Annotated in this window: 27 protein-coding genes; 11 read left to right on the top strand and 16 right to left on the bottom strand. The window is 38.9% G+C overall.

The window, feature by feature from the left end:
* Positions 1–116 precede the first annotated feature (116 nt).
* On the top strand, positions 117–563 hold the full coding sequence (locus ACT4_RS05990) for a hemerythrin domain-containing protein (protein WP_007480671.1): 447 nt from the start codon (positions 117–119) through the stop codon (positions 561–563).
* A gap of 26 nt (positions 564–589) precedes the next feature.
* Here the strand turns inward: ACT4_RS05990 and ACT4_RS05985 are convergent, their stop codons facing one another.
* The 3 genes from ACT4_RS05985 to serA all read right to left on the bottom strand — a co-directional run bounded on the left by ACT4_RS05985 (position 590) and on the right by serA (position 3,764).
* Positions 590–1,456, bottom strand: coding sequence for a DMT family transporter (locus ACT4_RS05985; protein WP_004877770.1), 867 nt, complete (start codon positions 1,454–1,456; stop codon positions 590–592).
* A gap of 90 nt (positions 1,457–1,546) precedes the next feature.
* Positions 1,547–2,416 (bottom strand): DMT family transporter, encoded by an 870-nt coding sequence (locus ACT4_RS05980; RefSeq protein WP_007480666.1) that lies wholly within the window; start codon positions 2,414–2,416, stop codon positions 1,547–1,549.
* A 115-nt stretch (positions 2,417–2,531) separates the two neighbouring features.
* Positions 2,532–3,764: a phosphoglycerate dehydrogenase gene (gene serA / locus ACT4_RS05975; RefSeq protein WP_004877767.1), complete on the bottom strand. Its 1,233-nt coding sequence runs from the start codon at positions 3,762–3,764 to the stop codon at positions 2,532–2,534.
* 358 nt (positions 3,765–4,122) lie between these two features.
* Between serA and ACT4_RS05970 the strand changes: the two genes are divergently transcribed.
* Complete coding sequence (locus ACT4_RS05970; protein ID WP_007480662.1) at positions 4,123–5,532, top strand: FAD-binding oxidoreductase; 1,410 nt, start codon at positions 4,123–4,125, stop codon at positions 5,530–5,532.
* 265 nt (positions 5,533–5,797) lie between these two features.
* Here ACT4_RS05970 and ACT4_RS05965 read toward each other — a convergent pair whose 3' ends face one another.
* The gene (locus ACT4_RS05965; protein ID WP_007480660.1) at positions 5,798–6,589 is read right to left on the bottom strand and encodes a hypothetical protein; all 792 of its coding nucleotides are present in this window, start codon (positions 6,587–6,589) and stop codon (positions 5,798–5,800) included.
* A gap of 134 nt (positions 6,590–6,723) precedes the next feature.
* On the opposite strand from ACT4_RS05965, the gene ACT4_RS05960 reads away from it, so the two are divergent.
* Positions 6,724–7,488 carry a DNA polymerase beta superfamily protein gene (locus ACT4_RS05960; protein ID WP_007480658.1) on the top strand — a complete coding sequence of 255 codons (765 nt, stop codon included), beginning with the start codon at positions 6,724–6,726 and terminating at the stop codon, positions 7,486–7,488.
* Positions 7,489–7,786: 298 nt separating this feature from the next.
* Here the strand turns inward: ACT4_RS05960 and ACT4_RS05955 are convergent, their stop codons facing one another.
* From ACT4_RS05955 to ACT4_RS05945, 3 genes are all read right to left on the bottom strand, one after another.
* Complete coding sequence (locus tag ACT4_RS05955) at positions 7,787–8,101, bottom strand: putative quinol monooxygenase (protein WP_007480656.1); 315 nt, start codon at positions 8,099–8,101, stop codon at positions 7,787–7,789.
* Positions 8,102–8,114: 13 nt separating this feature from the next.
* Positions 8,115–8,705 carry an NAD(P)H-dependent oxidoreductase gene (locus ACT4_RS05950; protein ID WP_007480654.1) on the bottom strand — a complete coding sequence of 197 codons (591 nt, stop codon included), beginning with the start codon at positions 8,703–8,705 and terminating at the stop codon, positions 8,115–8,117.
* A 122-nt stretch (positions 8,706–8,827) separates the two neighbouring features.
* On the bottom strand, positions 8,828–9,700 hold the full coding sequence (locus ACT4_RS05945) for a DUF4349 domain-containing protein (RefSeq protein ID WP_007480652.1): 873 nt from the start codon (positions 9,698–9,700) through the stop codon (positions 8,828–8,830).
* Between the two features lie 178 nt (positions 9,701–9,878).
* On the opposite strand from ACT4_RS05945, the gene ACT4_RS05940 reads away from it, so the two are divergent.
* Together ACT4_RS05940 and ACT4_RS05935 are read left to right on the top strand one after the other, a co-directional pair.
* On the top strand, positions 9,879–10,250 hold the full coding sequence (locus tag ACT4_RS05940; RefSeq protein ID WP_004877746.1) for a hypothetical protein: 372 nt from the start codon (positions 9,879–9,881) through the stop codon (positions 10,248–10,250).
* A gap of 358 nt (positions 10,251–10,608) precedes the next feature.
* On the top strand, positions 10,609–11,838 hold the full coding sequence (locus tag ACT4_RS05935; RefSeq protein WP_373278693.1) for an MFS transporter: 1,230 nt from the start codon (positions 10,609–10,611) through the stop codon (positions 11,836–11,838).
* Positions 11,839–11,860: 22 nt separating this feature from the next.
* Here ACT4_RS05935 and yccS read toward each other — a convergent pair whose 3' ends face one another.
* The 4 genes from yccS to ACT4_RS05915 all read right to left on the bottom strand — a co-directional run bounded on the left by yccS (position 11,861) and on the right by ACT4_RS05915 (position 16,803).
* The gene (gene yccS / locus ACT4_RS05930; RefSeq protein ID WP_034604690.1) at positions 11,861–14,011 is read right to left on the bottom strand and encodes a YccS family putative transporter; all 2,151 of its coding nucleotides are present in this window, start codon (positions 14,009–14,011) and stop codon (positions 11,861–11,863) included.
* Positions 14,012–14,252: 241 nt separating this feature from the next.
* Positions 14,253–14,837 (bottom strand): superoxide dismutase family protein, encoded by a 585-nt coding sequence (sodC, locus tag ACT4_RS05925; RefSeq protein WP_007480645.1) that lies wholly within the window; start codon positions 14,835–14,837, stop codon positions 14,253–14,255.
* Between the two features lie 106 nt (positions 14,838–14,943).
* On the bottom strand, positions 14,944–16,041 hold the full coding sequence (locus tag ACT4_RS05920; protein ID WP_004877739.1) for an AI-2E family transporter: 1,098 nt from the start codon (positions 16,039–16,041) through the stop codon (positions 14,944–14,946).
* Positions 16,042–16,158: 117 nt separating this feature from the next.
* The gene (locus ACT4_RS05915; RefSeq protein WP_004877738.1) at positions 16,159–16,803 is read right to left on the bottom strand and encodes a ParA family protein; all 645 of its coding nucleotides are present in this window, start codon (positions 16,801–16,803) and stop codon (positions 16,159–16,161) included.
* A gap of 130 nt (positions 16,804–16,933) precedes the next feature.
* Between ACT4_RS05915 and ACT4_RS05910 the strand changes: the two genes are divergently transcribed.
* Entirely contained in the window at positions 16,934–17,401 is a 468-nt protein-coding gene (locus ACT4_RS05910) for a Holliday junction resolvase-like protein (RefSeq protein WP_004877736.1), read from the top strand.
* Here ACT4_RS05910 and ACT4_RS05905 read toward each other — a convergent pair.
* Positions 17,398–18,039: a class I SAM-dependent methyltransferase gene (locus ACT4_RS05905; protein WP_007480641.1), complete on the bottom strand. Its 642-nt coding sequence runs from the start codon at positions 18,037–18,039 to the stop codon at positions 17,398–17,400. The two genes, ACT4_RS05910 and ACT4_RS05905, sit on opposite strands and share 4 nt — an antisense overlap.
* Positions 18,040–18,231: 192 nt before the next feature.
* Here ACT4_RS05905 and ACT4_RS05900 point away from each other — a divergent pair, with 192 nt between their 5' ends.
* Entirely contained in the window at positions 18,232–18,777 is a 546-nt protein-coding gene (locus tag ACT4_RS05900; RefSeq protein WP_227509622.1) for a hypothetical protein, read from the top strand.
* 47 nt (positions 18,778–18,824) lie between these two features.
* Here ACT4_RS05900 and ACT4_RS05895 read toward each other — a convergent pair whose 3' ends face one another.
* Entirely contained in the window at positions 18,825–19,397 is a 573-nt protein-coding gene (locus tag ACT4_RS05895; RefSeq protein WP_007480637.1) for a hypothetical protein, read from the bottom strand.
* Positions 19,398–19,426: 29 nt separating this feature from the next.
* The gene (locus ACT4_RS05890; protein WP_007480636.1) at positions 19,427–20,200 is read right to left on the bottom strand and encodes a class I SAM-dependent methyltransferase; all 774 of its coding nucleotides are present in this window, start codon (positions 20,198–20,200) and stop codon (positions 19,427–19,429) included.
* Between the two features lie 120 nt (positions 20,201–20,320).
* Between ACT4_RS05890 and ACT4_RS05885 the strand changes: the two genes are divergently transcribed.
* Positions 20,321–21,592, top strand: a complete 1,272-nt coding sequence (locus tag ACT4_RS05885; protein WP_007480634.1) for a hypothetical protein — start codon at positions 20,321–20,323, stop codon at positions 21,590–21,592.
* Positions 21,593–21,646: 54 nt separating this feature from the next.
* Here ACT4_RS05885 and ACT4_RS05880 read toward each other — a convergent pair whose 3' ends face one another.
* Complete coding sequence (locus ACT4_RS05880; RefSeq protein ID WP_007480632.1) at positions 21,647–22,234, bottom strand: hypothetical protein; 588 nt, start codon at positions 22,232–22,234, stop codon at positions 21,647–21,649.
* Positions 22,235–22,844: 610 nt separating this feature from the next.
* Here ACT4_RS05880 and ACT4_RS05875 point away from each other — a divergent pair.
* Positions 22,845–23,153: a hypothetical protein gene (locus ACT4_RS05875; protein ID WP_007480630.1), complete on the top strand. Its 309-nt coding sequence runs from the start codon at positions 22,845–22,847 to the stop codon at positions 23,151–23,153.
* Between the two features lie 73 nt (positions 23,154–23,226).
* Positions 23,227–24,582: a S8 family serine peptidase gene (locus ACT4_RS05870; protein ID WP_007480629.1), complete on the top strand. Its 1,356-nt coding sequence runs from the start codon at positions 23,227–23,229 to the stop codon at positions 24,580–24,582.
* Positions 24,583–24,679: 97 nt separating this feature from the next.
* On the opposite strand, the gene ACT4_RS05865 is transcribed toward ACT4_RS05870, so the two are convergent.
* The gene (locus ACT4_RS05865) at positions 24,680–25,093 is read right to left on the bottom strand and encodes a hypothetical protein (RefSeq protein ID WP_007480628.1); all 414 of its coding nucleotides are present in this window, start codon (positions 25,091–25,093) and stop codon (positions 24,680–24,682) included.
* A 234-nt stretch (positions 25,094–25,327) separates the two neighbouring features.
* Here ACT4_RS05865 and ACT4_RS05860 point away from each other — a divergent pair, with 234 nt between their 5' ends.
* Positions 25,328–26,824: an NAD(P)/FAD-dependent oxidoreductase gene (locus ACT4_RS05860; protein WP_007480626.1), complete on the top strand. Its 1,497-nt coding sequence runs from the start codon at positions 25,328–25,330 to the stop codon at positions 26,822–26,824.
* The last annotated feature ends 42 nt before the right edge of the window (positions 26,825–26,866 follow it).

The raw sequence follows: 26,866 nt of genomic DNA, 5'->3' as shown, positions 1-26,866 counted from the left end.
CTAAACGATGCTGTCTAAAAAACAAACACTTTCTAAGATAAGTATTTAGCCACACACCACCGTATCAGCTTTATGGCATCTTGTATTGTGGTTGTTAGCCAACCTTAGAGGTAAAAATGAATATATTTGAAGCGCTTAGGGAAAGCCATGAACAGCAACGCAGTTTGGCAGATCAATTAATTAAAACCAGTGGATCAAGTGATGAACGCAAAGAGCTTTTTGCTTTGCTCAAAAAAGAACTATATGCACATTCAGTTGCTGAAGACCGTTATTTATATATTCCGTTAATGTTCGATGATGTGGGATTAGATATTACCCGACATGCATTAGCTGAACACCATGAAATGGATGAATTGGTTGAACAACTAGAAGATACTGAGATGAGTAATCCGAGTTGGTTGGCAATAGCAAAACAATTAAGTGAAAAAGTCCATCATCATTTAAAAGAAGAGGAGCACAAATTTTTCCAACAAGCAGGAAAAATCTTGGCAGATAGTGAAAAAGACAAATTAGGCAAAAAGTATCTTGCTGAATATCAGAAATACAAAAATACCGATACCTAATTTTTCTATAAGGTGATCAATGCGGTTTACTGTGTTTGTGACTTTTCACCGCGTAAGGTTACACCAATCGACGCAAGCATAATGCAAAGTAATGCGACCCACTGCAGTAAGCTAATTTGTTCATGCAAGATGACTAATCCTGCTAAGGCTGCTAGAGCAGGTGCAAGACTGGTGAGTGTTCCATAACTCAATTTACTTAACCGCTTGAGTGCCATTAAATCTAGCGCATAAGGGATTGCAGTGGCTAAGATCGCAATCACTAAAGCTTTGCCCCAGTATTGAGTATCTAGTAAAGCAGGCGCATTACTCCATAGGCCAATCGGTAGCATCACAATGGTTGACATGCCAATAGCAAGAGTTAATGCATGTAAACCAATATTTTGTTGGGCAACACGATGTCCAAAGAAGATATAGAGTGCCCAAAAGAAACCAGCACCTAGTGCGCAGGCTGCGCCGATATATGAAAAGTTTTGTTGCTGTGCATCATGCCAGGGTACCATGAGTGCAATGCCTAAAATCGCAAATGCTACCCAAATAAAATCGCTGCGCTGTTTGATTGAAAGTAGGGCCAAACCAAGCGGGCCAATGAACTCTAAACCTACAGCAATACCTTGAGGCAGCTTACCAAGCGATGTATAGAATAAAATATTCATACAACCTAAAGATGCACTATAGAGCAGTAAATCACGCCATTTTAAGTATTTCAGCTTAGAGATGATGGTCCATGAGCGGAACATGATCGCAACGATAATGGTTGCGAAACTCAGCCTTAAAATCGTCACGGTGAGTGGATCAAGCGTTGTAATCAACTGTTTGGCAAATGATGCGCTAATTTGATAAGCCACCATGGATAAAACCATGTACAACACTGCAATCAACTGGAGATTTTTCATGGGAGACCGATCAGACGAATAAGTTAAGCTAAGGTGTAGGCGAGATGATCATACTGTGAGATCTGTATTATTTTAAGATGTTGAGGCATTTTATTTAGCCTCTTTTTGTTGGCGTGCATGTTGTGTCGTAAAGGTACATCCAATCGATGCAATGATGATAGTGCCCAACGCCAGCCATTGATTCCACAAAAGCATTTCACCTAAAAATACAAAGCCAGAAAGTGCGGCTACCGCTGGTTCTAAACTCATTAATGTACCAAAGCTAAGCGGTGTTAAGTTGCGTAGTGCAATCATTTCTAAGGTGAAGGGTAATGCACTTGCTAAGATCGCAAGTCCTATAAAATAATAGAGGCTTGGTAATTCAAAGACGCGATCTATTGCACCTGAATATACCGCAAAAGGGAGTAGGCACAGCATGCCAATTGTCATACCAAGACACACGGTGTGATTGCCTGAAATACCAGATGGTTTCTGTCCAGCGATAATATAAAGTGCCCAACAAGCACCCGCACTAACCGCAAAAAATACACCGACGAGATCTATACCTTGTTGTGCTTGTTGCATCGGGAAAAGCAAAATTAGCCCTAAAATCGCAAAGCCAACCCAAATGAAATCAAAACGTTGCTTGGCATGATAGAGCGCAACACTTAATGGCCCAATAAACTCAAAAGCAACAGCAATTCCGAGTGGTAAACGTTCTAAAGATAAATAAAACAGACCATTCATCCCTGCAAGTGCAACACCATAACTGAGGATTGCTTTCCAGCGAACGTGTTTAAAGTTAATTTTCCAGATTCGAAAAATGATGGCCAGAATCATTGCACCAAAAAATAGGCGCATCGCTGAAACAGTAAGAACGGGAAAGCTTTGGAATAGAATCTTTGCAAGTGAACCGCTGCCTTGTACACATAACATGGCGATCATAAGTAGTAACACAGCATGTAGAGGTGTCTTGAGCATGGGAAGAAGTCTTATTTTTTGAACAATTGGTATATTATTCACATAATAATTCAAACGCCCATAAAAAAGCCACAGCATAAACTGTGGCTTTTTCTATATTGTTCTAAATTTGCTATTAGAACAATACACGCACGCGAATCGTGCCTTCAACTTGGCTTAGGGTATCAAGCGCTTCTTGAGATGCAGATGCATCTACATCCATAACGAGATAGCCAATATCACCTTTAGTCATTAAAGACTGACCAGAGATGTTGATGCCTTGTTCAGCGAACAATGTGTTGATCTTCGATAACACACCTGGAACGTTTTTGTGGATGTGAAGTAAGCGATGTTGACCATCAGAAAGTGGTAATGCGATTTCTGGGAAGTTCACCGCAGAAAGCGTCATACCTTTATCTGAGTAAGCAACAAACTTCTCAGCAACTTCTAAACCGATGTTTGCTTGCGCTTCCATCGTCGAACCACCAACGTGCGGTGTTAAGATTACGTTGTCTAAGCCACGAAGTGGTGATTGGAATTCTTCACCATTCGCTTTAGGCTCTTTAGGGAATACGTCAACCGCAGCACCAGCAATGTGACCTGCTTTGATTGCATCCGCTAAATCTTCAATCACAACACATGTACCACGTGCTGCATTTAAGAAGATTGAGCCTTTTTTCATTTTCGCGAATTGTTCTTTCTTGAAGAAGTTACGCGTAGAAGGAACATCAGGAACGTGTAATGTTACAACATCAGCAGTTTCTAAAAGTTCATCTAAAGAGCCAACTTGACGTGCATTACCTAATGGTAATTTAGTCACAGCATCAAAATAGATCACTTTCATACCTAAGCTTTCTGCTAAAACAGAAAGTTGTGAACCGATCGAACCGTAACCAACGATACCTAAAGTTTTACCGCGAGTTTCAAATGAACCCACAGCAGATTTATCCCAACCGCCAGCATGAGTTACTTTCGATTTTTCAGGTACGCGACGAAGCAACAGGATTGTTTCAGCAAGAACCAATTCTGCTACCGAACGCGTATTTGAATACGGTGCGTTGAAAACTGGGATACCGCGAGACATCGCTGCTTTTAAATCGACTTGGTTTGTACCAATACAGAAACAACCAACGGCAATCAATTTATTCGCTGCTTCAAAAACTTCTTCAGTCAATTGAGTACGCGAACGAATACCAACAAAGTGAGCATCTTTGATCGCTTCTTTCAAAGCTTCGCCTTCAAGTGCTGTTTTGTGGTAATCGATGTTGGTATAACCCGCTGCATTTAATGTATCGATGGCATTTTGATGTACGCCTTCTAACAATAGGAAACGGATTTTGTCTTTCGGTAGTGATAGATGTTGGCTCATTACGGCTCCGCTACAAAGGCCAAAATTTAGTTGCAGTACTATAGCATAGAGCTTGGTGTTATAGATATTTCGTTTAAAATTACCTCACTAGAATTGTTGATAATTTTTCAGCAATACATGAATTTTATTGGTTATACACATTTTGTTATTACAGTATCCTTATCCTGCGCTTTATCCCTTGCGCGCTTCTATGTAAAATATAAATATCTAATGTTCAAATCTAAATATATCTAGCTTTGAGCTGTTCTGTAGAGCTTCTATATTTTGGATGATGTTATTTTTCTTTATTTAAGATATTGAAAAATATTAACTTGCAATCCAAAAGCCCGATATTTACTTCTTACTAGGCCTGTAAACGATGAATGCTTCAGTCGCTTTAACACCTGAGTTGTTGACCCAATTAACGGCAATTGTGGGTGAAAACCGTATTAAAACCGATGCCGATAGTTTGGAAAATTGGGGACGAGATCATACCAAACATTTTGATCCGAACCCATCAGTCATCGTTTTTCCTTCAAGCACTGAACAAGTTCAATCCATTGTTAAACTTGCCAATCAATTTAATGTTGCGATTACGCCGTCTGGTGGTCGTACAGGTCTTTCAGCGGGTGCTGTGGCAAATAATGGTGAGATCGTCATTAGCTTTGACAAAATGAACCAAATCCTTGAATTCTTCCCAGCGGATCGTATGGTGCGTGTTCAAGCGGGTGTCGTAACTGAGCAATTACAGGATTATGCTGAACAACAAGGCATGTATTATCCAGTTGATTTTGCATCGGCAGGTTCTAGTCAAATCGGTGGAAATATTGGTACTAATGCAGGCGGTATCAAGGTAATTAAATACGGCATGACACGTAACTGGGTGTTAGGTCTAACGGTTGTCACAGGTAAAGGCGATATTATTCGTTTAAATAAAGGCATGATTAAAAATGCCACAGGTTATGCCTTACAGCATTTATTCATCGGTGGTGAAGGAACTTTAGGTTTAATCACTGAAGCTGAAATCAAGCTTGAGCGTCAACCACAAAACTTGCAAGTGATGGTTTTAGGCACGCCAGATTTTGATGCAGTGATGCCTGTATTACATGCTTTCCAAAAAGAAATCGACTTAACTGCATTTGAATTCTTCGGTGAAGTGGCGATGCAAAAAGTTTTGGATCGTGGTCATGTACAACGTCCATTTGAAACAGCTTGCCCATTTTATGTATTACTTGAATTTGAAGCGCCGTACGAGCCAATCATGGACAAAGCGATGCAGATTTTTGAGCATTGCATGGAACAGGGCTGGGTTGTTGATGGCGTAATGAGCCAAAGCTTGGATCAAGCACAAAGCTTATGGCGTTTACGCGAAGATATTTCTGAGTCAATTGCGCCGTTTATTCCTTATAAAAATGATATTTCAGTGTTGATTACGCATGTGCCTGCGTTTATTGCGGAAATTGATGCCATCGTTTCTCAAAACTATCCAGACTTTGAAATCTGCTGGTTTGGTCATATTGGTGACGGTAACTTGCACTTAAATATTTTAAAACCTGAAAACTTAACCAAAGATGAATTCTTTGCGAAGTGTCAGGTGGTGAATAAATACGTATTTGATACCGTGAAAAAATATGATGGTTCGATTTCTGCTGAGCATGGTGTGGGGATGACTAAAAAGCCATATTTGGAATATTCACGTTCGCCTGAAGAAATTGAATATATGAAAGCATTGAAGTTGGCTTTTGATCCGAATGGGATTATGAACCCAGGTAAATTATTTGATCTTTAATGCTTGATTAAATAAAAGAAGTTCTGTTAAAAGCGTATCGAAAGATGCGCTTTTTTATTGTTTAAATATATATTTTAGAAAATTTCTATATAGCCTAATACTTATTAGCTAGAGAGTTTCTGTGGGGGTTAAGATGGGTATTTTCTACTTTTGAAGGATCAAAAGTAGACAAAAATCCTTTGTGGAACTGACAGTACATCCTTGTACAGCAGTTCCACATAGCGGCATCCGTGCCGTTGGCACGATAGTAAATTTGAGCTTTGACTTATCTGTCCCTATACGCTTTCCAACCCGTCAAAATATGATAAATCAATGGTAAAAGACACACGGAAAAGAAGCCACAAATTGCAACGACCCATACAGGTAAATCACGCGGATTACCTAAAAAGAAATAAGCAAAAACTGCGTAAGACAACATAGCAAACATTGCCATTGTGCCAAGTGTGAGTGTTACTCTAAAAATTAAAAAGCTCGCAAACGCCTTATACGGTTTCATCTCTCGATTCAGACCATATGCAATGATCATCAACAAGACAAAACCCAATATAAATAACATAAATAAAGCAGCAGCAAAGAGCAGCATGCTCCGCCAACTCTTTTCCTGAGCATTATGATCGCCATCTTTATAAACGACAGTCAGATGATCGCCGATAATAGGAACATCACCAGAGCGGATTGAATTATCTATAGTGATAGTTTTGTTGTATTGATCTTTAAATTGCACTTGAGCGGTGTGCATTAAAGTTTGTGTTCTGTATTTTCTGCCATTTGAATCGGTACGTTCAGTATCAACCCATTCGGAGTTATAGCTCACGATTTTGGCATCATAGGTTGGCTTAGTTGCCAAATCATAAACAGCCTGTGAAACCCAATAGCAGAATGGAAAAAATAAAGCGCTGATGCTAAAAACAACAGCAAATAAATAAGCAAATTCGAGTTTACTACTTTCACGATTGTCGGCTAAACGTTTTAGCCAAAGTCTTGTTAAAGCAAAAGACCAAACACATAAGATCACAAAGACAATCAAAAAAATTTGCCCCGCATGAGTCAGTTGCATGATTGATCCTATTTGTTATATTGAATGAGTTGATTTTATCGAATGGTTATCTTTTTAAAATCAAATGAATTAGAACAGTAAAAAATATTATTGTCTCTCGCAAGTCTTAATTTTTGAACAATGAAGTTATCCAAATGAATATCCATCATGAAATAGAAAAACTTTTCCAGCAACGCCAAGACATCCCGCTATTTTATATTGAAAGTGGGAGTCGTTTATGGGGGATGGCAAGCCCTGACAGTGACTATGATGTGCGTGGCTTCCATTTGCCGAGTAAAGATCAATATTTTGATTATAAGAAATATCGTGATTTGATTGAGATCATGGATGGCGATTTTGACTTCGTTTCATATGATCTCGATAAAATGTTTGGATTACTAGCAAAAAGTAATCCTACCGTTTTGGAGTGGGTGAGAGCGCATATTGTTTATTTTAATGCCTTTCCAGAGTGGCAAACCTTTCGCGATGGATTGCTAGAACGAATCGATTACAGTGCTTTGTATCATCACTACTTATCACTAGCAAAAGGTGGGATGAAAGTAATGCAAACTGCGGATAATTTTACTTATAAAAAAGTATTTTATTCGATCCGTGGTTTGATGTCGGCAGAGTTAGCCACGCAAGAAGTCATGCCTGAATTATTGATTACCGATTTATTCGCCCAAGTCTCTGAGCATGATCGATTACGTCATTGGGCAGAAGATTATTTGGAAATTAAAAAACAGCAAAAAGAAAAAGCTCAACTTCCTGAAATGGAACAAACTGCGATTCTGAATTTACTGGAAACCAAAATAGAGCAATTGGCTGCTAAAGAAATGCAAAAAGTTGATCGTCGAGAGGGTTTAGAACGTTATTTAACGGAATATAGTCGCCATTTGAAGCAGCATTATTATCAGTAAAAAATGTCTTTTGCTATTTAACAGGGGGAGATAAAAGGCATTTCCTCTGAATTTATACATTAATCTGCTTGTGCTAAATGTCATCCACAACCTGCGTGCTATTGGTAATATATTGTTTTTGCAAAATAAGTAAATATATCCCAGTAGTGAACAGGTTTTGTGGGTGACGAAGTTTTTGGTTACTTTTTTAAAAAAGTAACGTAAGTCTATAGGTTATATAGGATGCATCACGGTAAGACACTGAAAAGGAAACTATGATTTCCTTTCTCTTGTAAGACCATCAAGTGATTAGAGGTTTTTAAAAACTAGCTTCTAAAATACGCACTTTGACATTAGCCACATGCGCTTTGGTCGCTTCAAAATGCTTCAACATATGTGCCGTTTGCATATGCGCTTCTAAATGTTGAGTGCTTTGCCATTTCTCTAGCATTACGATGCTATTCTGATTGAGTGCTTGCATTTCTATTGCAGGTGAATGGTCAATCAAAGATTCATAGCCATGACAACCATCTTCTGCCAGTACTGTTGGAATGATTTTTTGGAAAGCATCTAATACAGCTTGGCGATGCTCAGCGCCTTCGTGAGTATAAATTTCAGCAATAATTGTCAACATGATATTTTCTCACTTAATGGTTTGATATGAAAATCTGATCTAAATGGTTTTTATATGCCTCAAGGTAACTCGGTACGTTCGGCATTTTGATCACATCATTCACAATAAATGTAGGTAATGATTCCATCCCTAAAAATTGATTGGCTTTATGGAACGGTAAATAAACACCATCTACACCAACTCCATGAAAAAACTGCTCAGGATCAGTGAATGCTTCCATTGGTGCATTCCATGTCAGCGATAACATGTATTTTTTACCTTGGATTAGGCCGCCTGAACCATATTTTTTCGATGCATCAGAACGACTACGACCATCACTGGCATAAAGTGAACCATGACCAATGGTAAAGATATCATCAATATATTTTTTCATTGTCCATGGTGCACCCATCCACCAACCTGGCATTTGGTAAATCACGACATCCGCCCATAAATATTTTTCAATTTCGGCTTGAATATCATAGTCACTGTCGGTACGAGTGACTTGTACCTGATGCCCTAATACTTTTAAATGAGATGCTGAAAACTCAGTAAGCGTGTCATTTAGCTCACCCTTAGAGTGAGCGAACTGTTTTGCACCATTAATAATTAAAATATTGCTCATGCGATGACTCAAAATAAATTTCTAAAACTGGAGCGCATTTTAGAAAATCTATTCATGAGTAAAAATGCATAAATAAGCAAAATACTATTGATTAAAAATCAATAATTGTGCATTGAATACATTTATCCTTGAGATTGCTTTCTTGCTTTGTACCAACGACGAATCCACCAAAACAGTGCGATTACGATATATAGCGGCCAGAACATCACTAACCAAATAATGGTTTCTTTAAAGCCATACAGCCCCATTTTAATTGCTTCCCAAACACGACTAAGGAGTGGATCACTATCCAAGGTCGCAATACGATTGATATTGAGATCATGGCTTTTTCGGACTTGGGCTTGTTGGAAATACTCAAGACGAATGGTGCTATAAGCTAAACGGTCTTTGACTTCAAGATCAGTGAGTTGTTGTAGCTGATTGTTGACAGCATTTGATTCAGCGTTGCTTTGATTAGCCGTATTAAGTTTTTCTTCGAGTAACTTTAATTCGTAGCGCTTTGCTTCGTAGTTTTGGGTATTAAAGTTCAGCATCAATGGCAATAAGTTATTGAGAAAGCTGGTGACTTGTTCATTCGGAATGCGCACAGTCAGTTGTGCGATAGGTGTGATTTTTTCATAAATATCTACACTGCCGTCAATACGATCTCGTTCGGAACGATCACTGATCTGATAATCGATTTGTTTGCTTTCGATATAACCATTGTATTGCAATAACTGTTGTTCGAGGGTTGAGGTTGTCTTTAATACATCTTTGACTTCAAATTGCAGTTGTGAAGTTTTAACCAATTGGCGGCTTTTTTCTAAAGGATTCTGTTGTGGGCTAAGTAATTGTTTGGGATTTTCTGCAATATTTTCTTGTATTGCTTTACTAAACTCTGCGCTTTCTGTTTCAAGGGCGGCATCATTGGCAAAGCTTTCTTCCTTTTTTGAACAGCCAACCAAGATTGTGGTGACGAGTAAAATGACGGTTAAATTTTTAGATAAATCAGGCATAAGTTATGTCCTAAAACGCGATATTGATTATAAAAATATAGGTTTTTTAATCGTTTGTGATCACTATAGATAAAGTGCTAAATATCACAAATCTGTTGCAAGTCATATACATATTGTTGCTTTGCAGTTCAGCTTTGCATAGTAGCATAAACATATTGGGTCTGTGGGAGCGGTTAAAATGAATAAAATTTGGATGGCTTTGGGGTGTAGTTTATTTCTAGCGGCTTGCAGTCCACCAATTGCTCAGTCGCAGCAGCAAGCAGCCGTACAAAAAAGTACAGCAATGCATGCCGTTTTATCAGATCAGCCCAATTTGTTTCATGACGAGACCAATTTAAAAATAAATCAACAATTCAACAGTGCAGAAAATCCAACGGATGCTGAAATTACAGTGGAACAAGCACAGCTAGATGATTCTGTTATGGCAATCCGAACCGAGTACGAGTTAAAAAGAGATCAAGACGTTTGGAAAATCGTCAATAAAAAACAAAGCTATCAATGTGCACGAGGGGAGAATACCGAAAAATTCCAGTTTGAACTTTGTCCTTAATAGGGGGACTTAATTTGAACATGCCTAAAAGATCAACAAAACTGTGGATAACTTCTTTGTTATTCACACATCAATACAATTCATTCGGCTTGATTAAATTGCAGTCATTTTAAAAAAGTGCTAGATTTGCGCTTGGCGATTTTGCCAAAAGGTAAAACATTTACCAGTCTCACGTAAATAGATTGTTTTTCTTATATACACCTTGTGAATACGGTGTTTTCACATTTACAACATGCTTTCTCTCAGCATGAAAATCAAAATTTAATTTAAATCTAAACCATGATTGTGGTGATGATCCTGTTTTCGTTTGTTGAAAATGGGACGAACGCCAGTTGGTTATTTTTGTGAATACAACATGATGACGAATAATCAGAATATGACGTTAAACCGTATAACGCTCATGTTTCCTTTAGCCTTGGTGCTATTTGAGTTTTCAGTTTATATCGGTAATGACTTGATCCAGCCAGCGATGCTGGCGATTACAGAACAATTCGGTGTGAGTGCAACGTGGGCACCCTCGTCGATGTCATTTTATTTGTTAGGTGGCGCGAGTGTCGCATGGTTGTTAGGGCCTTTATCAGATCGCCTCGGCCGTAAGAAAGTGTTATTGGCGGGTGTGGCATTTTTCACGATCTGTTGCTTGCTCATTTTATTGACCCACAATATTGAGCAGTTTCTTGCCTTGCGTTTCTTACAAGGGATTGGATTAACTGTCATTTCAGCAGTCGGTTATGCTGCGATTCAGGAAACCTTTGCTGAGCGTGATGCAATTAAAGTGATGGCTTTAATGGCGAATATTTCGTTATTAGCACCCTTGCTTGGTCCTGTTTTAGGTGCATTCTTAATTGATTATGTGTCTTGGCATTGGGGCTTTGTAGCGATTGCATTGGTGTCTTTCTTGAGTTGGTTTGGCTTAAATAAATTTATGCCAGCACATCAGGAAAGTCGTGCCAAACAACCGTTCAGCTATATGTTTGATGACTTTAAAAAAGTCTTTACTGATCGTCAATTTTTAGGGTTTACCTTAGCACTGCCTTTGGTGAGTATGCCGTTGATGCTATGGATTGCATTATCGCCGATTATCTTAGTTGATGAATTAAAACTGAGTAGTGTGCAGTATGGTCTAGCGCAATTCCCTGTGTTCTTTGGTTTGATTGCAGGAAATATCGTTTTAATCAAAATTATTGATCGTTTTGAATTAGGCAAGACCATTTTGATGGGCTTACCGATCATGTTCCTCGGCACGTTATTCTTGATCGCTGGTGTGATCTGGAACGCTTATCTTGTTCCTTGTTTATTGATTGGAATGACGTTGATCAGCTTCGGTGAAGGGATTAGTTTCTCAGTGATGTATCGTTTTGCCTTGATGTCTTCTGAAGTTTCGAAAGGAACGGTTGCCGCATCAGTGTCAATGTTATTGATGATGAGCTTCTTTGTGATTATTGAACTGGTTCGTGTGTTATATACACATTTCCATATCTGGGCATTTGCTTTAGTCAGCTTTGCATTGATCGCGATTTGGTTTAGCACCCCACGTCAAGTCTTGTTGCAGCACATGCAAGTTCGCCAGCAACAAGGATTGAATTAACTTTAAATGGTTAATTGCAGCATTATTTAATTTCCAGTTCGAGTAGTTTGTTTTTTAAAACTACGAGTTCTGGCAGGGTCTCTAGCAATAGGGTCATTTGTTTTAGTAATAATTGATGCTTGCTAGAGACCTGTTTTTGTTGATGTAAATGTTCAATATCTTGTAATAAATGATCCAGATAATGTTCTGGAATAGGTACTTGTTGCAGCAATGTTTGATTCAATAAGTTCTCTATACGATTTAATAGTTCGAGTGCTTTAGGATCTTCAATTTTTTCTCTTTGATGTCCTAATGCAGACACATAACTGAGCTGACTGTGACTATAAACTAAGTAACGAAAGGCGTGTTGAATGAGTTCTTGGTTTGGTTGAGGTTCAGTACTCAAACTGGAAATCATATTCGATAATTCAATTTGAGCATTATGTGCGGCACGCCGTGTGGTGCGATACGCTAAGTTTTGTTCTCGTCCGTGATGATATTGCTGGATCACTAAGTGCAAATATTGCAGTGTGGCTTGGCTACTCTTTTTAATATTGTTGGAAATATTACGGAAATTCCAGTCAGGCCAAATGAAGTTAACGGCTAACCAAGCGATGGCACAGCCGATGAGTGTGTCCATAATACGCGGTACGATAATACTAAAACCCGCGCCTTTTAAATTAAAAATCAATAACACCATCAAAGTGGCCATGACCGTTGCCAGTGCATATTTCTTTTGTCTTAAATAGAAAAAATACACCCCACAAATCACGGTAATAATGAGTTGTCCTTCAACACTCGGTACAAAATATAGAATCGGTACACCCAGCAGAACACCAAGCAATGTTCCAATCGTTCGGAGTTTTAAACGACTTTTGGTTGCAAAATAAGTAATTTGGCACACGAATAAACTGGTGAGCAAAATCCAATAACCATTTTGCGCAAATGGTAACAAGGAAATCACGTAACCAATTGCAAACACAACCGCAAGACGCACGGCATGACGAAATAACGCTGATTGTGGACTAAGCTGTTGTTTGATTTTTAAAATAAAGTCTTGTGCACCTTGAATGTCATCATCCAGTAAATTGAGATGATCTTGGTGTTGTTCTGCGGCATGATGTTCGATGTTTTGACTAAATTGTAATTGTGCAAATTGTTCATGCACACTTTTTAAATTATTTAAAATTAGTTCCAGATTTTTCACCTCGATATTATCAGGGTGCTGTTGTACCCAATCTTGCATGGAATCTTCGAGATTTTTTAAAGCCGCCGTCGCCTCCGAACTCGGTTGATACACTTGATGATGTAAAATAGCTTGGCTTAAATCACGACAAGCCACCGCTTGCAGATGCATATTTTTTTGAATACGGAAAATCAAATCACTGCGGCTAAAATTCTGATGAATTTTTTCATAATGCAGATAATTTGAAGTGACTTGCTCATGCATATCTTGGGCAAAATAATATAAGTTGAGCCAATAAATACTGGTGTTATTGACGCGAGATGCTTTTAAACGAGTGAGAAGTGAGTTTTTGGCTTGATTTAAGCTATTCACGACTTGGGTATTTTTCTGTGATAACTCAAATAGTAAGCTTTCAACATTATCAATATTATCTGGATCAAATAAACGTGCCTTAGTATGTAAAAGCACGGAAATATCTTTGAAAATTGTTGAGATTTTCTCTTGTAATGGGAGGGTGGGGCGAATAATAAAAAACACAATCGAAGTCAGACCATACCAAAGTGCGCCAAGCACAAAATAACTCGGTTGCTGATACCAATGTGGATATTCACCCAGTCCAAACATGGTGTAAATAGACAGTAAAATTGTGCCAAAAGAAATGGTGGCGTAACGTTGACCTAAAGCGCCCATTAGAATGAGTGCTGCGCTTGATACGCTTAAATAAACAATGAACCAAAATTTGTAAGGTGAGAGAAACTCTAAAATTGTGCTGACACTAAAGAATAAAACGCAAACATAGAGCAGATTCCGCAAACGAATACTCAGACGATCATCAAAATCAGTCAGTGCCGTAGCAATCGCACCCAAAGTCACAGGAACAATGAACTGTCCAAGTCCTAGGTGATGGAGAACCAATGTAGTGCCGCACAGTACGATCAAAATTTGTAGGCAATACAACAAAATAGAATTAGAGCGAAAACGATTAAATATCTGGGCGAAGTTTTTCACGATTATTGTTCTTTAATTTATTTAAGTTGATCATACGAATAAACTTCCCAAAAGGAAGCCGCACAGGATAAGCAATTTGCACTCAGTTTTAGCATGATTAATTAATTGAACTTTCAAATAATAATCTTATGCAAAATTCATGCGCAGTTTTATTTTCTTTAAAGATCGTGAGCCTTTGGGGTAAATGTGACTACAAAACAGCTAAGCTGTGGATAACTTAGAAGATACCCACAGCAAACCTTTACTTAATCACACCACATGCGATGCGAGCACCACCACCGCCAAGTGGAAGTGGACTATCCGAATAATTATCGCCACCCGCATGGATCATAATCGCACGTCCTTGGACATCTGCCATTTTTAAACGCGGCGCAATCACAGGTGTTGTAGCAAAACCTTTTTCATTCACAACTAATACGGGTAAATCACCTAAATGACCGTTTTGGGGAGTACCGTGATGTGCGATATTTTCAGGATTTAAATGACCGCCTGCAGCCAGTGCCGCTCCCATTTTTCCATCTTTCATTGCAGCATCACAGGATGCATTTTCATGGATATGAAAGCCATGCTCTCCAGGTGAAAGTTTCCATAAAGCAGGCGTGATGAGCAGACCTTTAGGGGTTTCTTGAAAAGAGATTGTACCAATTGATGCACCTACACCATCCGCACTGACAAGATGCACAGGGATCAAATGCTTTTGATCATTGATTGTGCTTTGTTTCTGAATTTTTGCCGTGGCGTTGTTATCGATAAGTGCTGATGAGCAGGCGGTTAAGCTTAAGATCACTGCGGTCAAAAAAGAAAGTTTAGGTAATGTTGAAAACATCGCGAGTTGTCCTTGTCTATTGTCTTTATCATCTTGATTCAAACAAAGTATTGAACAACTCGCAAGTGAGATTCGTTATCAAATGATTAATGGTCTAAAGAAAACCCTATTTCGATTCTGGTGGTGCTTCAATGGCAGCAATAGGTTCTTGTACATTTTCATGTAACCATTCACGCCAGATCGCCAGTAAGATTGCCAAAATAACAGGGCCGATAAATAAACCAACCAAGCCAAAACTAGCAATACCGCCTAATACACCAAACATGATCAGTAGGAATGGAATTTTAGTTGCCCCTGAGATCACCAGTGGACGGATGACATTATCCGCACTACTGACGATCAAGATACCCCAAGTCACGACACCAATTGCCTCAACGGTTTGACCTTGTGAGAATAACCAAAGTCCAACGCCAAGATAAGAAATAGGTGTACCAAAAGGAATTAAAGCTAAGATAAAGGTGACGAAGGTCAGTAGCATTGGGTTAGGTACGCCAGCTACAAAATAACTTAGACCTGCAAGGAGTGCTTGTGCAACAGCGGTTAGACCCACACCATAGACCACAGCACGAGTGGTTTCAGAAATGGTATCTAAATAATGATGGACACGCGGCCCAATCACCATTTCTAAAGCACGGCTGACCTGAGACAAAATCATTTGCCCATCACGATAGAAGAAAAACAGCGTCATGATGGCAAAGGTCAATTTAACCAAATTACGACTGATTTCACTGAGGACAAATCGACCATAGCTGAGATGGCTTTGAATCCATTCAGCAACATTTTTGGTAATACTATTCGGATCGCTGCTTAATTCACTAATGGTACGACTAATGTCCTTGCCAATAATAGGAAGGTTCTTAATAAAATCGGGGACTTGAACATGTCCTGAAAAAAGCTGTTTTTGTAAATTAAAATATAAATTACGACCTTCTAATTGCAGCATGAAAATTGCAAAAATAAAAGGAATTCCAATCACGAGTATGACCAAGGTGATCATAATCGTGGCATTGAGGGTGGGGCGGTTTTCACCAAAAAAACGACGTTGCACCCATAGATATACAGGCCAAGTCATATAGGCAATAATTGCTGCCCAAAGCACAGGGACAATAAAGTATTTAAGAATACTAAATCCCAAAAACATTAAGACAAAGAACAGTCCAAACAGCAAAACGCGTTGTAATGTGGAAGCGTATTGTTGCACCATGATTTTCTCAGTGCTAGAAATTGAATCAATCCATATTAACTGAAAAAGCCATATAGTGAAATTTTCATTTCTTGATTTTAAGATTTAATATCAAAAGATTACCTTTCGTTGCAAAGCTTAAAACCACTCGCTTGGGTCATCAACCAATTGGTTTAAAACAGGTTGCCATTGGCTCTGAATCGTCACAAAGTTTTTCTGTGTTTTATCAAAGATACTCAAGCCTTGCATCGCTAAAGTTCCGTATGCGCTACGTTCTGAAATCCATGCAACAGGTTCTTGCTCGATTTTGGTAAAAAAGTCCTGAATGTCTTTAGAACTTGCACTATTCGGTTTCACACGATTTGCAATCAATAAAATTTGAACTTTACCTTTACGAATACGTTTGATGTCTTGTAAGTGTTTTAAGAAACGACGGGTACTATCAATATCAAAGAAAGACGGTTGTAGTGGCGTCACGATGGCGTGCGATTCACTGATCAGTTGTTCAGCGTGTTCACCAGACAATGCACCCGGTGCATCAATAATTAAGTAATCTAAGTGTTTTGGTGCTTCGCCGATAGATTTTTCATGACGCCAATCAAGGCTTTGAATTTGAGCGACCGTATTAGGTCTTTGTTTCAACCATTGTAATGATGATTTTTGATTGTCGGCGTCGGCTAACGCAACTTTATAACCCTTTTGTGATAATGCTGTAGCGAGGGTAATCGCTGTCATGGTTTTGCCACAACCACCTTTTTGATTCGCAATTAATATTGTCTTCATGAACTTAGATTTTTTAACATATGTTTCGTATTCCGCTATACCTTAGCATCTTTTTTACACGAGTGTGTTACACATGACAAAAGTTTAATGTTGCAGTTAAATAGCGGAGTTGCAGTAAAGGAAGTTTTTTATGTCGGTTTGGCTGGCTATGCTGATTGGGGCGTGTATTGGAGTGGTAATCACGACCATTATTTTATCCAATACTCGAAATGGACGTATCCAAGCAGAATACGAAAAATATATTGCTGAGTTAGAATTAGAACATAAGCAAGCATTATTAGATGCGCAAAAACGTAGTGTGAATACTAGCCGAGCAGTGTTAAAAGGAAAAATGGCTGAGCAATTTGCACCGATCTTGCCTGAGTTTCAGTATTTACCCAGTGACGCCAAATTCTTAGGTGATCCAGTTGATTATGTGATCTTTGATGGCTATACCGATTTCCGTGATGGAGATGGCGAAGCGGAAGATATTGAAGTCATTTTGTTAGATATTAAAAGTGGTGGGGCGCGCTTGAGCAAAGGACAGCAAGCGATTGCTCAAGCGGTGCGTGAAGGACGAATTCGATTCGAAACCTTGCGTATTGATTTTCAAGATTAAGAAAGCTGATCCAAATCAATTTTTTGTACGCGCGCCAATAACATTTTTTGTGCAATCGCAGGAATGCCTTCAGCATCAAAGTATTGCTTTTCGATAAATTTAAATTTGGCTTGAGCCAAACTTCGCTCAATATCTCGATTCAGATGGCAACCGTCACCAATCCGTTTTTGAATCGGCGTAAGTAGTGTTTGTAAGGACTGAATCTTGACTGAGTCGGGGTGTTTGACGTGCTCAACCAGATGAAATGTGCCTGTGGGTTTAAGCACACGGTAGATTTCAGCTAAGGCTTGATCAAGTTGAGGAATACTACACAAGGTCCATGTTGATACGATGTGATCTAAAGATGCATCGGCAAATGGAAGCTTCTCAGCACTAGATTGCACATGTTTTACATTGAACGGTGCATGTTGCACACGTTCAACTGCAAGGTGATAAATATCAGGGTTTGGCTCAAGTGCATAGAGTGTATCGACGTTGCCATAAAAAGGAATATTCAGACCTGTTCCAAATCCTATTTCTAGTACTTCGCCTTCAATCGGGAGTAATAATTCACGACGCTTGTCCATCAAACTCGCTGTTTGCATGACTTGGTTCAGAAGATGAGGAAAGACTCGACGCTGATAAAATTGATAAATCATGGAAATCCATTTTTAGATTTTTAAAAATAAGTTAGCAAAATAGAAGCACAAAAATATGACTGAAGTGATTTTGATTGTTACTAAAAAAAGCACTTTTTTTCACCATCTAAGCATACTATGAAATTAATGATTAATTTATTTGCACTCAGCAACATTTTTGAGGAAGTATAAGCCATGAAAAAACGTCTATGGATGAGTTTATGCATGGTTGCTGTAATTGGACAGGCACATGCATCTAAAAGCGATATTGAATACAATATTGCAAATGGATTGCTACCTGTTGCCAAAGATCAGTCTATCTCTGTATTACAACCGTTTTATGGCAATTTTCGGATTTTAGGTTCAAAAGTGTATCGGGATGACGAACAAGCGAAATTTTCTCCGATAGATTATGCGGTGAGTTGGGGATTATTTGCCAATCCTGAGATTGCTCGTACCATTTCAGTGAATCAATATGATCGTTATCTAAATTGGAAAATGGATAAGGTGCCAGTTCCAACAGATATCGCCATGCAAATGGTCTCGAATATGCACATCATTCCTGCCAATCCCGAGATTGCACAGCAGATTAAGCAAGTTAAACGTGGTGATTTGGTGCAATTAAAAGGTGAGTTGGTTGAGGTTAGAGATAAAGATTTAGTTTGGAAATCCTCTTTATCGCCGACCGACACAGGTGATGGTGCTTGTGAGTTATTCCGTGTGAATTCGATTCAATGGATTGAAAAGCAGAAAATTTAAAATATATAAATTAAAAAAGAGGGCAGATCCCTCTTTTTTATTTGGTTTTACTCAGCTTGCATTTTGGCTTCAGGAGCAAGTGAACTTCTCCAATGATGTAATTGGCTTTGAGCATGCAGGTATTCGTTCAAATGATCGACTTGCTTGGCTGTATCTACATTTTGTGTGGACGATGATTGTGTTGCTTGCTGTAAAACTTTGGCTTGGTTTTCCCAATAATCATAGAGCAGACCTTGGATGTAACGACCTTGTTCTGTCTTTAGTTCTAAATCTTTGAGCATCACCAGTGCTGAGTTGATATTGTCTTTTTGGCGTTGCTGTTCGAACTCAGGTGTTAAGGTATTGGCCTCTTTCATTTTAGCCAATTCGATTTCCATACTATCGCTCATGTCTGTAAAGCGACGATCGTAATCATCAAGGATCGCAATATCATGTGCATCATCAGCTGTAGCCGGGAATGGCTTGATCGGTGTTTGATTTAATTGCCCAATTGCATCATTCACTGAGTTTGTTTGATTATCTTTATTAACGGTAGGTTCAGGGTCTTTATTACACGCACTGAGTAGCAGTACTGAGCTAAGCATACAAGTCAGTGCAAATGTCGTTTTTAAATGAGGCATAGAACAACTCGATTGGTAATTTAATTTATTTAAGCTTTCTGAAATTGATAAGCATAAGTGGTATATGGGAAATCAATCTGATCTTGCGCAGTTAAGCCTGTAAAATCAAATATAATTTGTTCAAACTTCGCTTTTAAGCGTTGTTGTTCTATTTTAGACATTGCTGCAATGAAGCTAGTTGAAAGTAGTCGGTTGCTGACCACTTGTTCCACTGTCCCATGATGCAAAAGTTGGAAAATATTTAACTCAATCAGTTTGAACAGTGTTTGCTGCTCGAATACTTTTTTCCATTGCTCACTGTGATACCGAGGAGTATCGCCTTCCAAGGGGGCAATTTCATCAGCTAAGGCTTTTACCCAATCAACATTGGTATCGCGCTGATTCCAGACCAGACCCAGTTGCCCCGCAGGTTTTAAGACACGATGTATCTCGATTAAGGTTTCTATATTTGCAAACCAATGAAATGACTGAGCACAAATCACAGCATCGATTGAAGCGGATGAAAATGGAAGTTGGTGGCTAAACGCTTGTACGGATTCCACCTGTGGATTTGCTTGTTGAAGTTGTTGCAACATTGCAGCAACAGGTTCAACTGCGATGACATTTGCTTGCGTTTGATTGAGGTAAGGTAAGAATTTGCCAGTCCCAGAACCGAGATCAACAACAGTGGAAGTTTCATCTATTTTGAGTCGATCTTGCAGCCAAAAGGCGATTTCTTGTGGGTAACTGGGGCGAACTTGTTGGTACAGTTCAGCACCTAAACTAAAGCCTTTTTGAGCAGCTGGATGCAGGGATTGTGTCATTTTTTGCGCTTTTTAATCTGTCTTATCTCTATAAAATAAGATACTCCGCAATTAGGGTTTGGCAAAGCCATCATTTGATGCCTTTTTGCTACAGACCTAAAATCAATTTTTAGTGTGAGCATGGATAAGCAAATATTATTTGAAGATGAACACATTCGCGTTATTTTTTTAAAAGGTTCAAGTGACACTTTGGTGATTTCGTTCGGCGATTTGATTAGTCGAGCGAAAGGCATGTCGATTAATGCTGAAAAATCATTAATAAAATATCAGTACAATGTTATCGGCATCATGCCGAAACTCAAATCATGGTTTCCTAAAAGTAGCATGTTGCAAATGCAGCAATATGTGCAGCCGATCTTGCAACAATTTAAAGGAATTGTGGGTTATGGCGGCTCAATGGGCGGCTATGCGGCGATTAAGTATTCAAAACTTTTGAATATGCAGAAAATCGTGGCTTTTGTTCCACAATATTCGATTGATCCAGATGTTGTCCAAGATCGCCGTTATGCAGAGTTTTTTGATCCATCTATCCATCAGGACATGCAAATTCAGGCGGATGAAGTGGATTCGAATCGTGAATATTTGATTGTTTACGATCCTTATTTTGCTGAAGATAAAGAGCATTTCTTAAAAATAAAACCTTTACTACCAAAGATGCATGTGATTCATTTGCCTTTTACGGGACATGAAGCATTAGCTGTCTTGGCAAGTTCGCAGTTGCTCAATGATTTTGTTGAGAAGCCTTTTGACATCACTTATTTCTATAAGCGTGTCCGAGAAGTGAAAAAACAAAGCAAATTCTATTATCGTCATGTACTTGATGCTTTATTGCCGCGACATCCGCAGGCATTATTGAAGATATTGGAAAATCAAGATTTAGCGTTAGATGAGCGTTATTTTGATGCTGTTCTAAAACAAAAATTGGTGCAACAACTGTTTAACTTAAAGCAGGGCACAGTTCAGAATTTGCATAAACTGGGCATTCAACTTCATCAGACGCAACAAGCAACAGTACAATCTCCCAATGTCAAAACGGCGGAGCAGACATTTCTTGTGTTTAATTTGGTGAGTTTAAAGCTTGAATGCTATGCGGCAGACATCATTGCAGTGAATTCACAGTATTTAGTACCTTTAACCGTTCAAGCCAATAGTTTGGTGAAACTTGAGTTGAATGGAGAAAACTATTTATTGACCATGAATGATCGTGGGATTCATAAATTGATCCCTGAGCATGAGGCACTTCCTTTGGATCAGTCACCTTTGGTATTTAAGCAATATGAAGGTTTTTGCAGCATGAGCTATAAGCAACTGACCTTAAGCTGTGATGAACAGGGTTTTAGTCACTTTGTAGAGAGTGGCGCAGAAGAGCAAAGTAAATTACAGCTTTGCTAAAAATAGAAAATCCCCTTGATCAAACAAGGGGATTTTTTGCAACATCATAAAGAGTTATTTCACGCCAACTTTAGCATTGGTATTCACATTTGCATTTACGCCGAGCACTTTAACACCGACATTTGCACCTGTTTGCAGATTTTTCTTGTCTGCTTGTAGGCCTGTTTTGGCATTGATTGCGGCAGTCTTATTGTTGAGTTGCGCTTTGGCATTGCTTTGGGCTTCTAAGTTCACAGCCTTCGCGTTAGTTTGTTTATCTTCAATACGTTTTTTGACATTTGCTGTTTTTTCAGCGGCAAACGCTTTGCCATCAACGGCTTTTTCAACAGTATAGTCTTTGGTATTTTTGACCGCAGTGCCTGTAGTATGGATCACTTTAGACCCTATATTGGTTGCTGTTCCAATCGTTGTCTGAGAGGCTTGCACTCCAGTATTTACAGCAGCATGACCAACATGTTGAGCGGCATGACCTACGCCTTGAGCGGTATTTTTCACTGCACCAGTTACGCCTTGGATTAAGCCTCCAGATTGAACATTAACTTGAGCTGAGCCATTGGCATTCATTCCAACGTTTTGTGCAAAAATAGAAGCAGAAGCGAGAATACTTGTTGTCACGATAGCTGTTTTGATCATTTTCTTCATGCGATTTCCTTTAGAGATGTACCATGTTGTGGCACTTCATGAACGCAACTGCATCATAACGAGCAAAATTTGGAAAAGTACGGATTTCAGCAAAACTTTACAACCAGATTACAGCTTAAAAACACTCTAGGGAAAATTGTGGAGACCGCTTGCATCATTAACTATGTGAAAAATATATTTTTATTTTGAATAAATTGGATTGTTTTTGAATCTACTCCACACTGTTTTTTTCTTTTCATATAAAATTAGGTGATTGATCATAAAAGTACAACTATTGAATAAATAAGTAGATTTTAGTTGCTAAAAAAACGAAAAATAAACTGGCATTTTTATTGCTTGGTATAAATATATTGAATATTTATTGCACTTTTTATATGCGTTATACTTTTTTGCAAAGAAATTTATATTTTTGGCTGCATCTCCCTAAGAAAAGTTTATTGCAGTATAAAAATTCAAATGAATATTTGATTCGAATAACTAAATGAGGAGTGATGATTTAACCATAAATGTGAAATTTAATGTGAATTTTAAAATTAAATATAGATTGGTTTTTAAGAAAAATAATTAAAAACCGAAGCAAGGTCAGTAAATAAAGCGCAGGAGAAATTAAATGAAAATGATTGCGGCATTTCTACTTTTACTGATTGGGTTGGGTGTGATGGTCTTGTATTTCAAACCTAAAGACCCGTTAACGTCAGTTGATGATGTGGCTGTCTATCAGATGAAGGGTGAAAACTCTGCACCTGTTGTAACCCGTTTAACTAAACAGGAGGAAACCAATAAAAACACGGTATCTAGTTTGTCTCGTAAACATGCAGCCGCTCAAGAGGAGGTGATATTTTACGACACAAAAAGTGATCCCTCGATTCAACCAATCGATCCAGAAAAAGATCCAGCAAATGAAATTAAAAAACTTTAAATAATCTAGTGTTCTTTACCCAAGAAAGCTAGCGATTCAAAAGTTCTTTATAAAAGAACGATGGAGACCAAAAGTGAACAATAAAACATTATTATTGGTGGGTTTATGCGCTTGTTACAGTGCAACAACTTCAGCAGCTTCATTAACCTCAACGCAATTAAAACAGCAACTTAGCTCCGCTGCAGTGAGCAAGGTTGCACAAGGTAAAATTAATCTCGATGCTCTGGTTAGTAATGATTCAAATGATTTACTGATTGAGTACGATATGAATGTTGCCAACATGCCATTAGGCTTAGAAAAGCGAAATTATATTGCTGATGGCAAAGCGCGATTTAAAAATAAATTTACAAAAGAGGTGGGCTTTCAAACCTTACGAGAATTTAATGGATTGCCATTAGGCTTATACCGAATTCAAAACCGTGAAACCTTAGCGAAAGTGTTGAATGATCCTTCGGTGAAAGGTGTCTATCCTAACCGTAAGAACTATACGACGACGATGGAAAGTTTACCTTTAATCAATCAACCTCAAACAGCAAGCAACGGCTTTACTGGAGAAGGCACAAGTGTTGCTGTGATTGATACAGGTGTGAACTACACACATTCTGACTTTGGCTGTACTGCGCTGAATACACCATCATCGACTTGCCGTGTTGTCTATTCGTTTGATGCTGCGGCTGATGACAATAATCTAGATGATGATGGGCACGGCAGTAATGTCTCAGGCATTATTTCCAAAGTAGCGCCTAAAACTAAAATTATTGGAATTGATGTTTTTAGTAAAGTTAGATATCGCGGACAATGGGTAAGCTCAGCAAATGATAGTGATATTTTAGCAGGTATCAATTGGACGGTGAATAATGCGCAAGCTTATAACATCAAAGCTGTCAATATGAGTTTAGGCGTCCCTGGAGTGAAGTATACATCTGAGTGTAGTAATAGCAGTTATAAAACTGCTTTTGCAAATGCTCGTGCGGCAGGCGTTGTTCCAGTTGTTGCTACTGGTAATGATGCCTTTTCTGATGGTATCTCATCCCCTGCATGTGTTGCTGGTGCTGTGAGAGTAGGTGCTGTGTATGATACGAATATTGGAGGCGTTTCTTGGGGTAATCCCGTGAAATGTTCCGATCCTACGACCGCAGCAGATAAAGTTGCCTGCTTCAGTAATGGTGGCTCACTGGTAACGTTACTTGCGCCGGGTGCAATGATTACAGCGGGTGGTTATACCATGGGGGGAACATCGCAAGCGACCCCGCATGTGGCAGGTGCAATTGCATTGTTACGTGCCAATAATGTCAGTCCAGCTGAGACAATTGATCAAACTGTAAATCGTTTGAAAGCAACAGGGAAACCAATCACGGATACGCGTACTGGTTTGATTTTCCCTCGTATTGATGTGTTAGCCGCGACCAATGGGCTAACATTAAACTAAGGTTAATTTTTTATAGTTTAAATTGATCTAAAGTAAGTTTGAAAAGCCATAGCTCGCTGCATACCACCAAATATGCAGCGAGTTTTTTTATCAGTAATTAGTGGCACTTCGCTAAATTGTCAGCACTAAAATTGCTTTGTAGTTTTTTGAAGTTTGCTTGAGTTGCTGGATCTTGTGTATCAAATGCAGTGGCAGTCTGAGCTGCTGGTTGGGCCTGTTCAGCATATTGAATCGTTGTTGAGTTCGCAGAAATTAAACCCTGCTGATTGAATGTCCAATGTTCAACGGCTTCTCCACCATCAAAATAACCTTTAAATTCGATCAGACAGTTTTGCGGTTGCATGATGAGTTTTGCGACATTGTTTTCAGTTGATGGTGTGGCTTCAATATTTTTAACTTGTTCTAAGGCTTGAGAAGATGTCGTTGTTTGAGTTTGAGAGATAGAACAGGCAGTAAAACCAAGGCTTGCTGTGATTGAAAATAAAAGTGTTTTTAAGGGTGTTAGCTTCATGTGCGAAATTCCAGTTCTATACATATCAATTTTTTAAAGTGTGTCGATAAAGATAGTTAAGTTCAATGAAGTTTTTGAAATTACAGTGTAAATTTATACAAGATTCTTTTAACAGACAAAGTTCATTTGCAATTTGTATCAGAAATGACCGCCGAAAAGGTCAGTCCTGATAATGACCCATTCATGGGTTTATGCGATGTTGTTTTCGGCTTTGTGTAAGGAAAATAATAGATCATGAATACGAAATCGAAGACGATTCCATTCCATCGTGTCATTGTGATTGGCGGTGGTTTTGCAGGATTAGGGGCTGCAATCAAGCTAAAAGAATCAGGTATTCATGATTTTATCTTATTAGAAAAAGCCGATGAACTCGGCGGTGTTTGGCGTGAAAATACCTATCCGGGCTGCGCTTGTGATGTGCCTTCTGCACTTTATTCCTATTCTTTTGAACCGAATCCGACTTGGAGTCGTGTCTTTGCAGGGCAAGTAGAAATCAAACAATATCTGCAAAATACGGCGCAGAAATACCAAGTTTTACCGCATGTACATTTCCAGCATGAAGCGCTATCAGCAAGTTGGTCTGATGCAAAACAGTGCTGGGTGATTAAAACCAATCAAGGTGAATTTCATTCACAATTTGCGATTATGGCATGTGGGCCAATGCATGAACCTGTCATTCCCAATGTTAAAGGACTGAAAAATTTTAAAGGTGAGATTTTCCATTCATCACGTTGGCGACATGATATCGATTTGACTGGAAAGCGAGTTGCGGTGATTGGGACTGGTGCTTCCGCAATTCAGTTTGTACCGCAGATTCAGCCTTTGGCAAAAGAATTGACGGTATTCCAACGTACACCGCATTGGGTATTACCAAAGTCTGATATGCCACTGCCAAGTGCTGTTCAAACCTTATTTAAATATGTTCCAGTGACTCAGTCGGTGATGCGCGGTTCAGTCTATGGCATCTTTGAAACTTTAAATGGTGGTTTACAAAGTAATGCTGCGATGCGACAAGTACAGCGTATTGCGGAATTTCATATTAAACAGGGCATCAAAGATTCTGAGTTACGCGCTAAAGTGACGCCAAATTATGTGATCGGCTGTAAACGCATTCTGCAATCTAATGAATGGTATCCAGCCCTAGCTCAAGAAAATGTCAATGTTGTTGCAGGGGCGTTGAGCGAAGTCAAAGGCAAGCAGTTGATTGCCAGTGATGATTCAAGCTTTGAGGCTGATGTCATTATTCTTGGTACTGGGTTTGAGGTGGCTGAACCGCCAATTGCGCAGCGTGTCTATAATCGTTATGGACAAAGCATGTCTGATGTGTGGCAGGGCAGTCCAGAAGGTTATATGGGAACGATGGTGGCGGATTGTCCGAATGGTTTCTTGATGTTTGGGCCGAATATTGCGGTGAGTTCTTCGGCTTTTATTATTATTGAAGCGCAGCTCACTTATATTATGGATGCGTTAAAACAAGCGATTCAGAAAAATATCAAAACCATAGAACCTGATCCTGTGCGTATGGCTGAGTTTAATCAACGCGTACAAGAAGCTTTACAAAGCACGGTTTGGAACAAAGGGGGCTGTCAGAGTTATTTCATTGATCGGAACGGGCGTAATAGTACGGTATGGCCGTGGACGACGTTTAAGATGCGTCAGCAACTCAGCCGTTTTAATTTAAATGAATATCTGATCGATCATCAGGTTAAGCTTGAAACTGAAACAGCTTAAATCTCTCTATTTATAAAAAACCTCTAACTTTTGATTAGAGGT

Origin of the sequence: Acinetobacter sp. NBRC 100985, assembly GCF_000241225.1 — a bacterium.
GTDB lineage: Bacteria > Pseudomonadota > Gammaproteobacteria > Pseudomonadales > Moraxellaceae > Acinetobacter > Acinetobacter venetianus.
Note: the sequence above shows the minus strand (reverse complement) of the source record. Positions and strands in the feature narration are given on the sequence as shown.

Coding starts and splice junctions, on each gene's coding strand:
- ACT4_RS05990 (WP_007480671.1), top strand. CDS start 117: ATGAATATATTTGAAGCGCTTAGGGAAAGCCATGAACAGCAACGCAGT.
- ACT4_RS05985 (WP_004877770.1), bottom strand. CDS start 1,456: ATGAAAAATCTCCAGTTGATTGCAGTGTTGTACATGGTTTTATCCATG.
- ACT4_RS05980 (WP_007480666.1), bottom strand. CDS start 2,416: ATGCTCAAGACACCTCTACATGCTGTGTTACTACTTATGATCGCCATG.
- serA (WP_004877767.1), bottom strand. CDS start 3,764: ATGAGCCAACATCTATCACTACCGAAAGACAAAATCCGTTTCCTATTG.
- ACT4_RS05970 (WP_007480662.1), top strand. CDS start 4,123: ATGAATGCTTCAGTCGCTTTAACACCTGAGTTGTTGACCCAATTAACG.
- ACT4_RS05965 (WP_007480660.1), bottom strand. CDS start 6,589: ATGCAACTGACTCATGCGGGGCAAATTTTTTTGATTGTCTTTGTGATC.
- ACT4_RS05960 (WP_007480658.1), top strand. CDS start 6,724: ATGAATATCCATCATGAAATAGAAAAACTTTTCCAGCAACGCCAAGAC.
- ACT4_RS05955 (WP_007480656.1), bottom strand. CDS start 8,101: ATGTTGACAATTATTGCTGAAATTTATACTCACGAAGGCGCTGAGCAT.
- ACT4_RS05950 (WP_007480654.1), bottom strand. CDS start 8,705: ATGAGCAATATTTTAATTATTAATGGTGCAAAACAGTTCGCTCACTCT.
- ACT4_RS05945 (WP_007480652.1), bottom strand. CDS start 9,700: ATGCCTGATTTATCTAAAAATTTAACCGTCATTTTACTCGTCACCACA.
- ACT4_RS05940 (WP_004877746.1), top strand. CDS start 9,879: ATGAATAAAATTTGGATGGCTTTGGGGTGTAGTTTATTTCTAGCGGCT.
- ACT4_RS05935 (WP_373278693.1), top strand. CDS start 10,609: ATGACGAATAATCAGAATATGACGTTAAACCGTATAACGCTCATGTTT.
- sodC (WP_007480645.1), bottom strand. CDS start 14,837: ATGTTTTCAACATTACCTAAACTTTCTTTTTTGACCGCAGTGATCTTA.
- ACT4_RS05920 (WP_004877739.1), bottom strand. CDS start 16,041: ATGGTGCAACAATACGCTTCCACATTACAACGCGTTTTGCTGTTTGGA.
- ACT4_RS05915 (WP_004877738.1), bottom strand. CDS start 16,803: ATGAAGACAATATTAATTGCGAATCAAAAAGGTGGTTGTGGCAAAACC.
- ACT4_RS05910 (WP_004877736.1), top strand. CDS start 16,934: ATGTCGGTTTGGCTGGCTATGCTGATTGGGGCGTGTATTGGAGTGGTA.
- ACT4_RS05905 (WP_007480641.1), bottom strand. CDS start 18,039: ATGATTTATCAATTTTATCAGCGTCGAGTCTTTCCTCATCTTCTGAAC.
- ACT4_RS05900 (WP_227509622.1), top strand. CDS start 18,232: ATGAGTTTATGCATGGTTGCTGTAATTGGACAGGCACATGCATCTAAA.
- ACT4_RS05895 (WP_007480637.1), bottom strand. CDS start 19,397: ATGCCTCATTTAAAAACGACATTTGCACTGACTTGTATGCTTAGCTCA.
- ACT4_RS05890 (WP_007480636.1), bottom strand. CDS start 20,200: ATGACACAATCCCTGCATCCAGCTGCTCAAAAAGGCTTTAGTTTAGGT.
- ACT4_RS05885 (WP_007480634.1), top strand. CDS start 20,321: ATGGATAAGCAAATATTATTTGAAGATGAACACATTCGCGTTATTTTT.
- ACT4_RS05880 (WP_007480632.1), bottom strand. CDS start 22,234: ATGAAGAAAATGATCAAAACAGCTATCGTGACAACAAGTATTCTCGCT.
- ACT4_RS05875 (WP_007480630.1), top strand. CDS start 22,845: ATGAAAATGATTGCGGCATTTCTACTTTTACTGATTGGGTTGGGTGTG.
- ACT4_RS05865 (WP_007480628.1), bottom strand. CDS start 25,093: ATGAAGCTAACACCCTTAAAAACACTTTTATTTTCAATCACAGCAAGC.
- ACT4_RS05860 (WP_007480626.1), top strand. CDS start 25,328: ATGAATACGAAATCGAAGACGATTCCATTCCATCGTGTCATTGTGATT.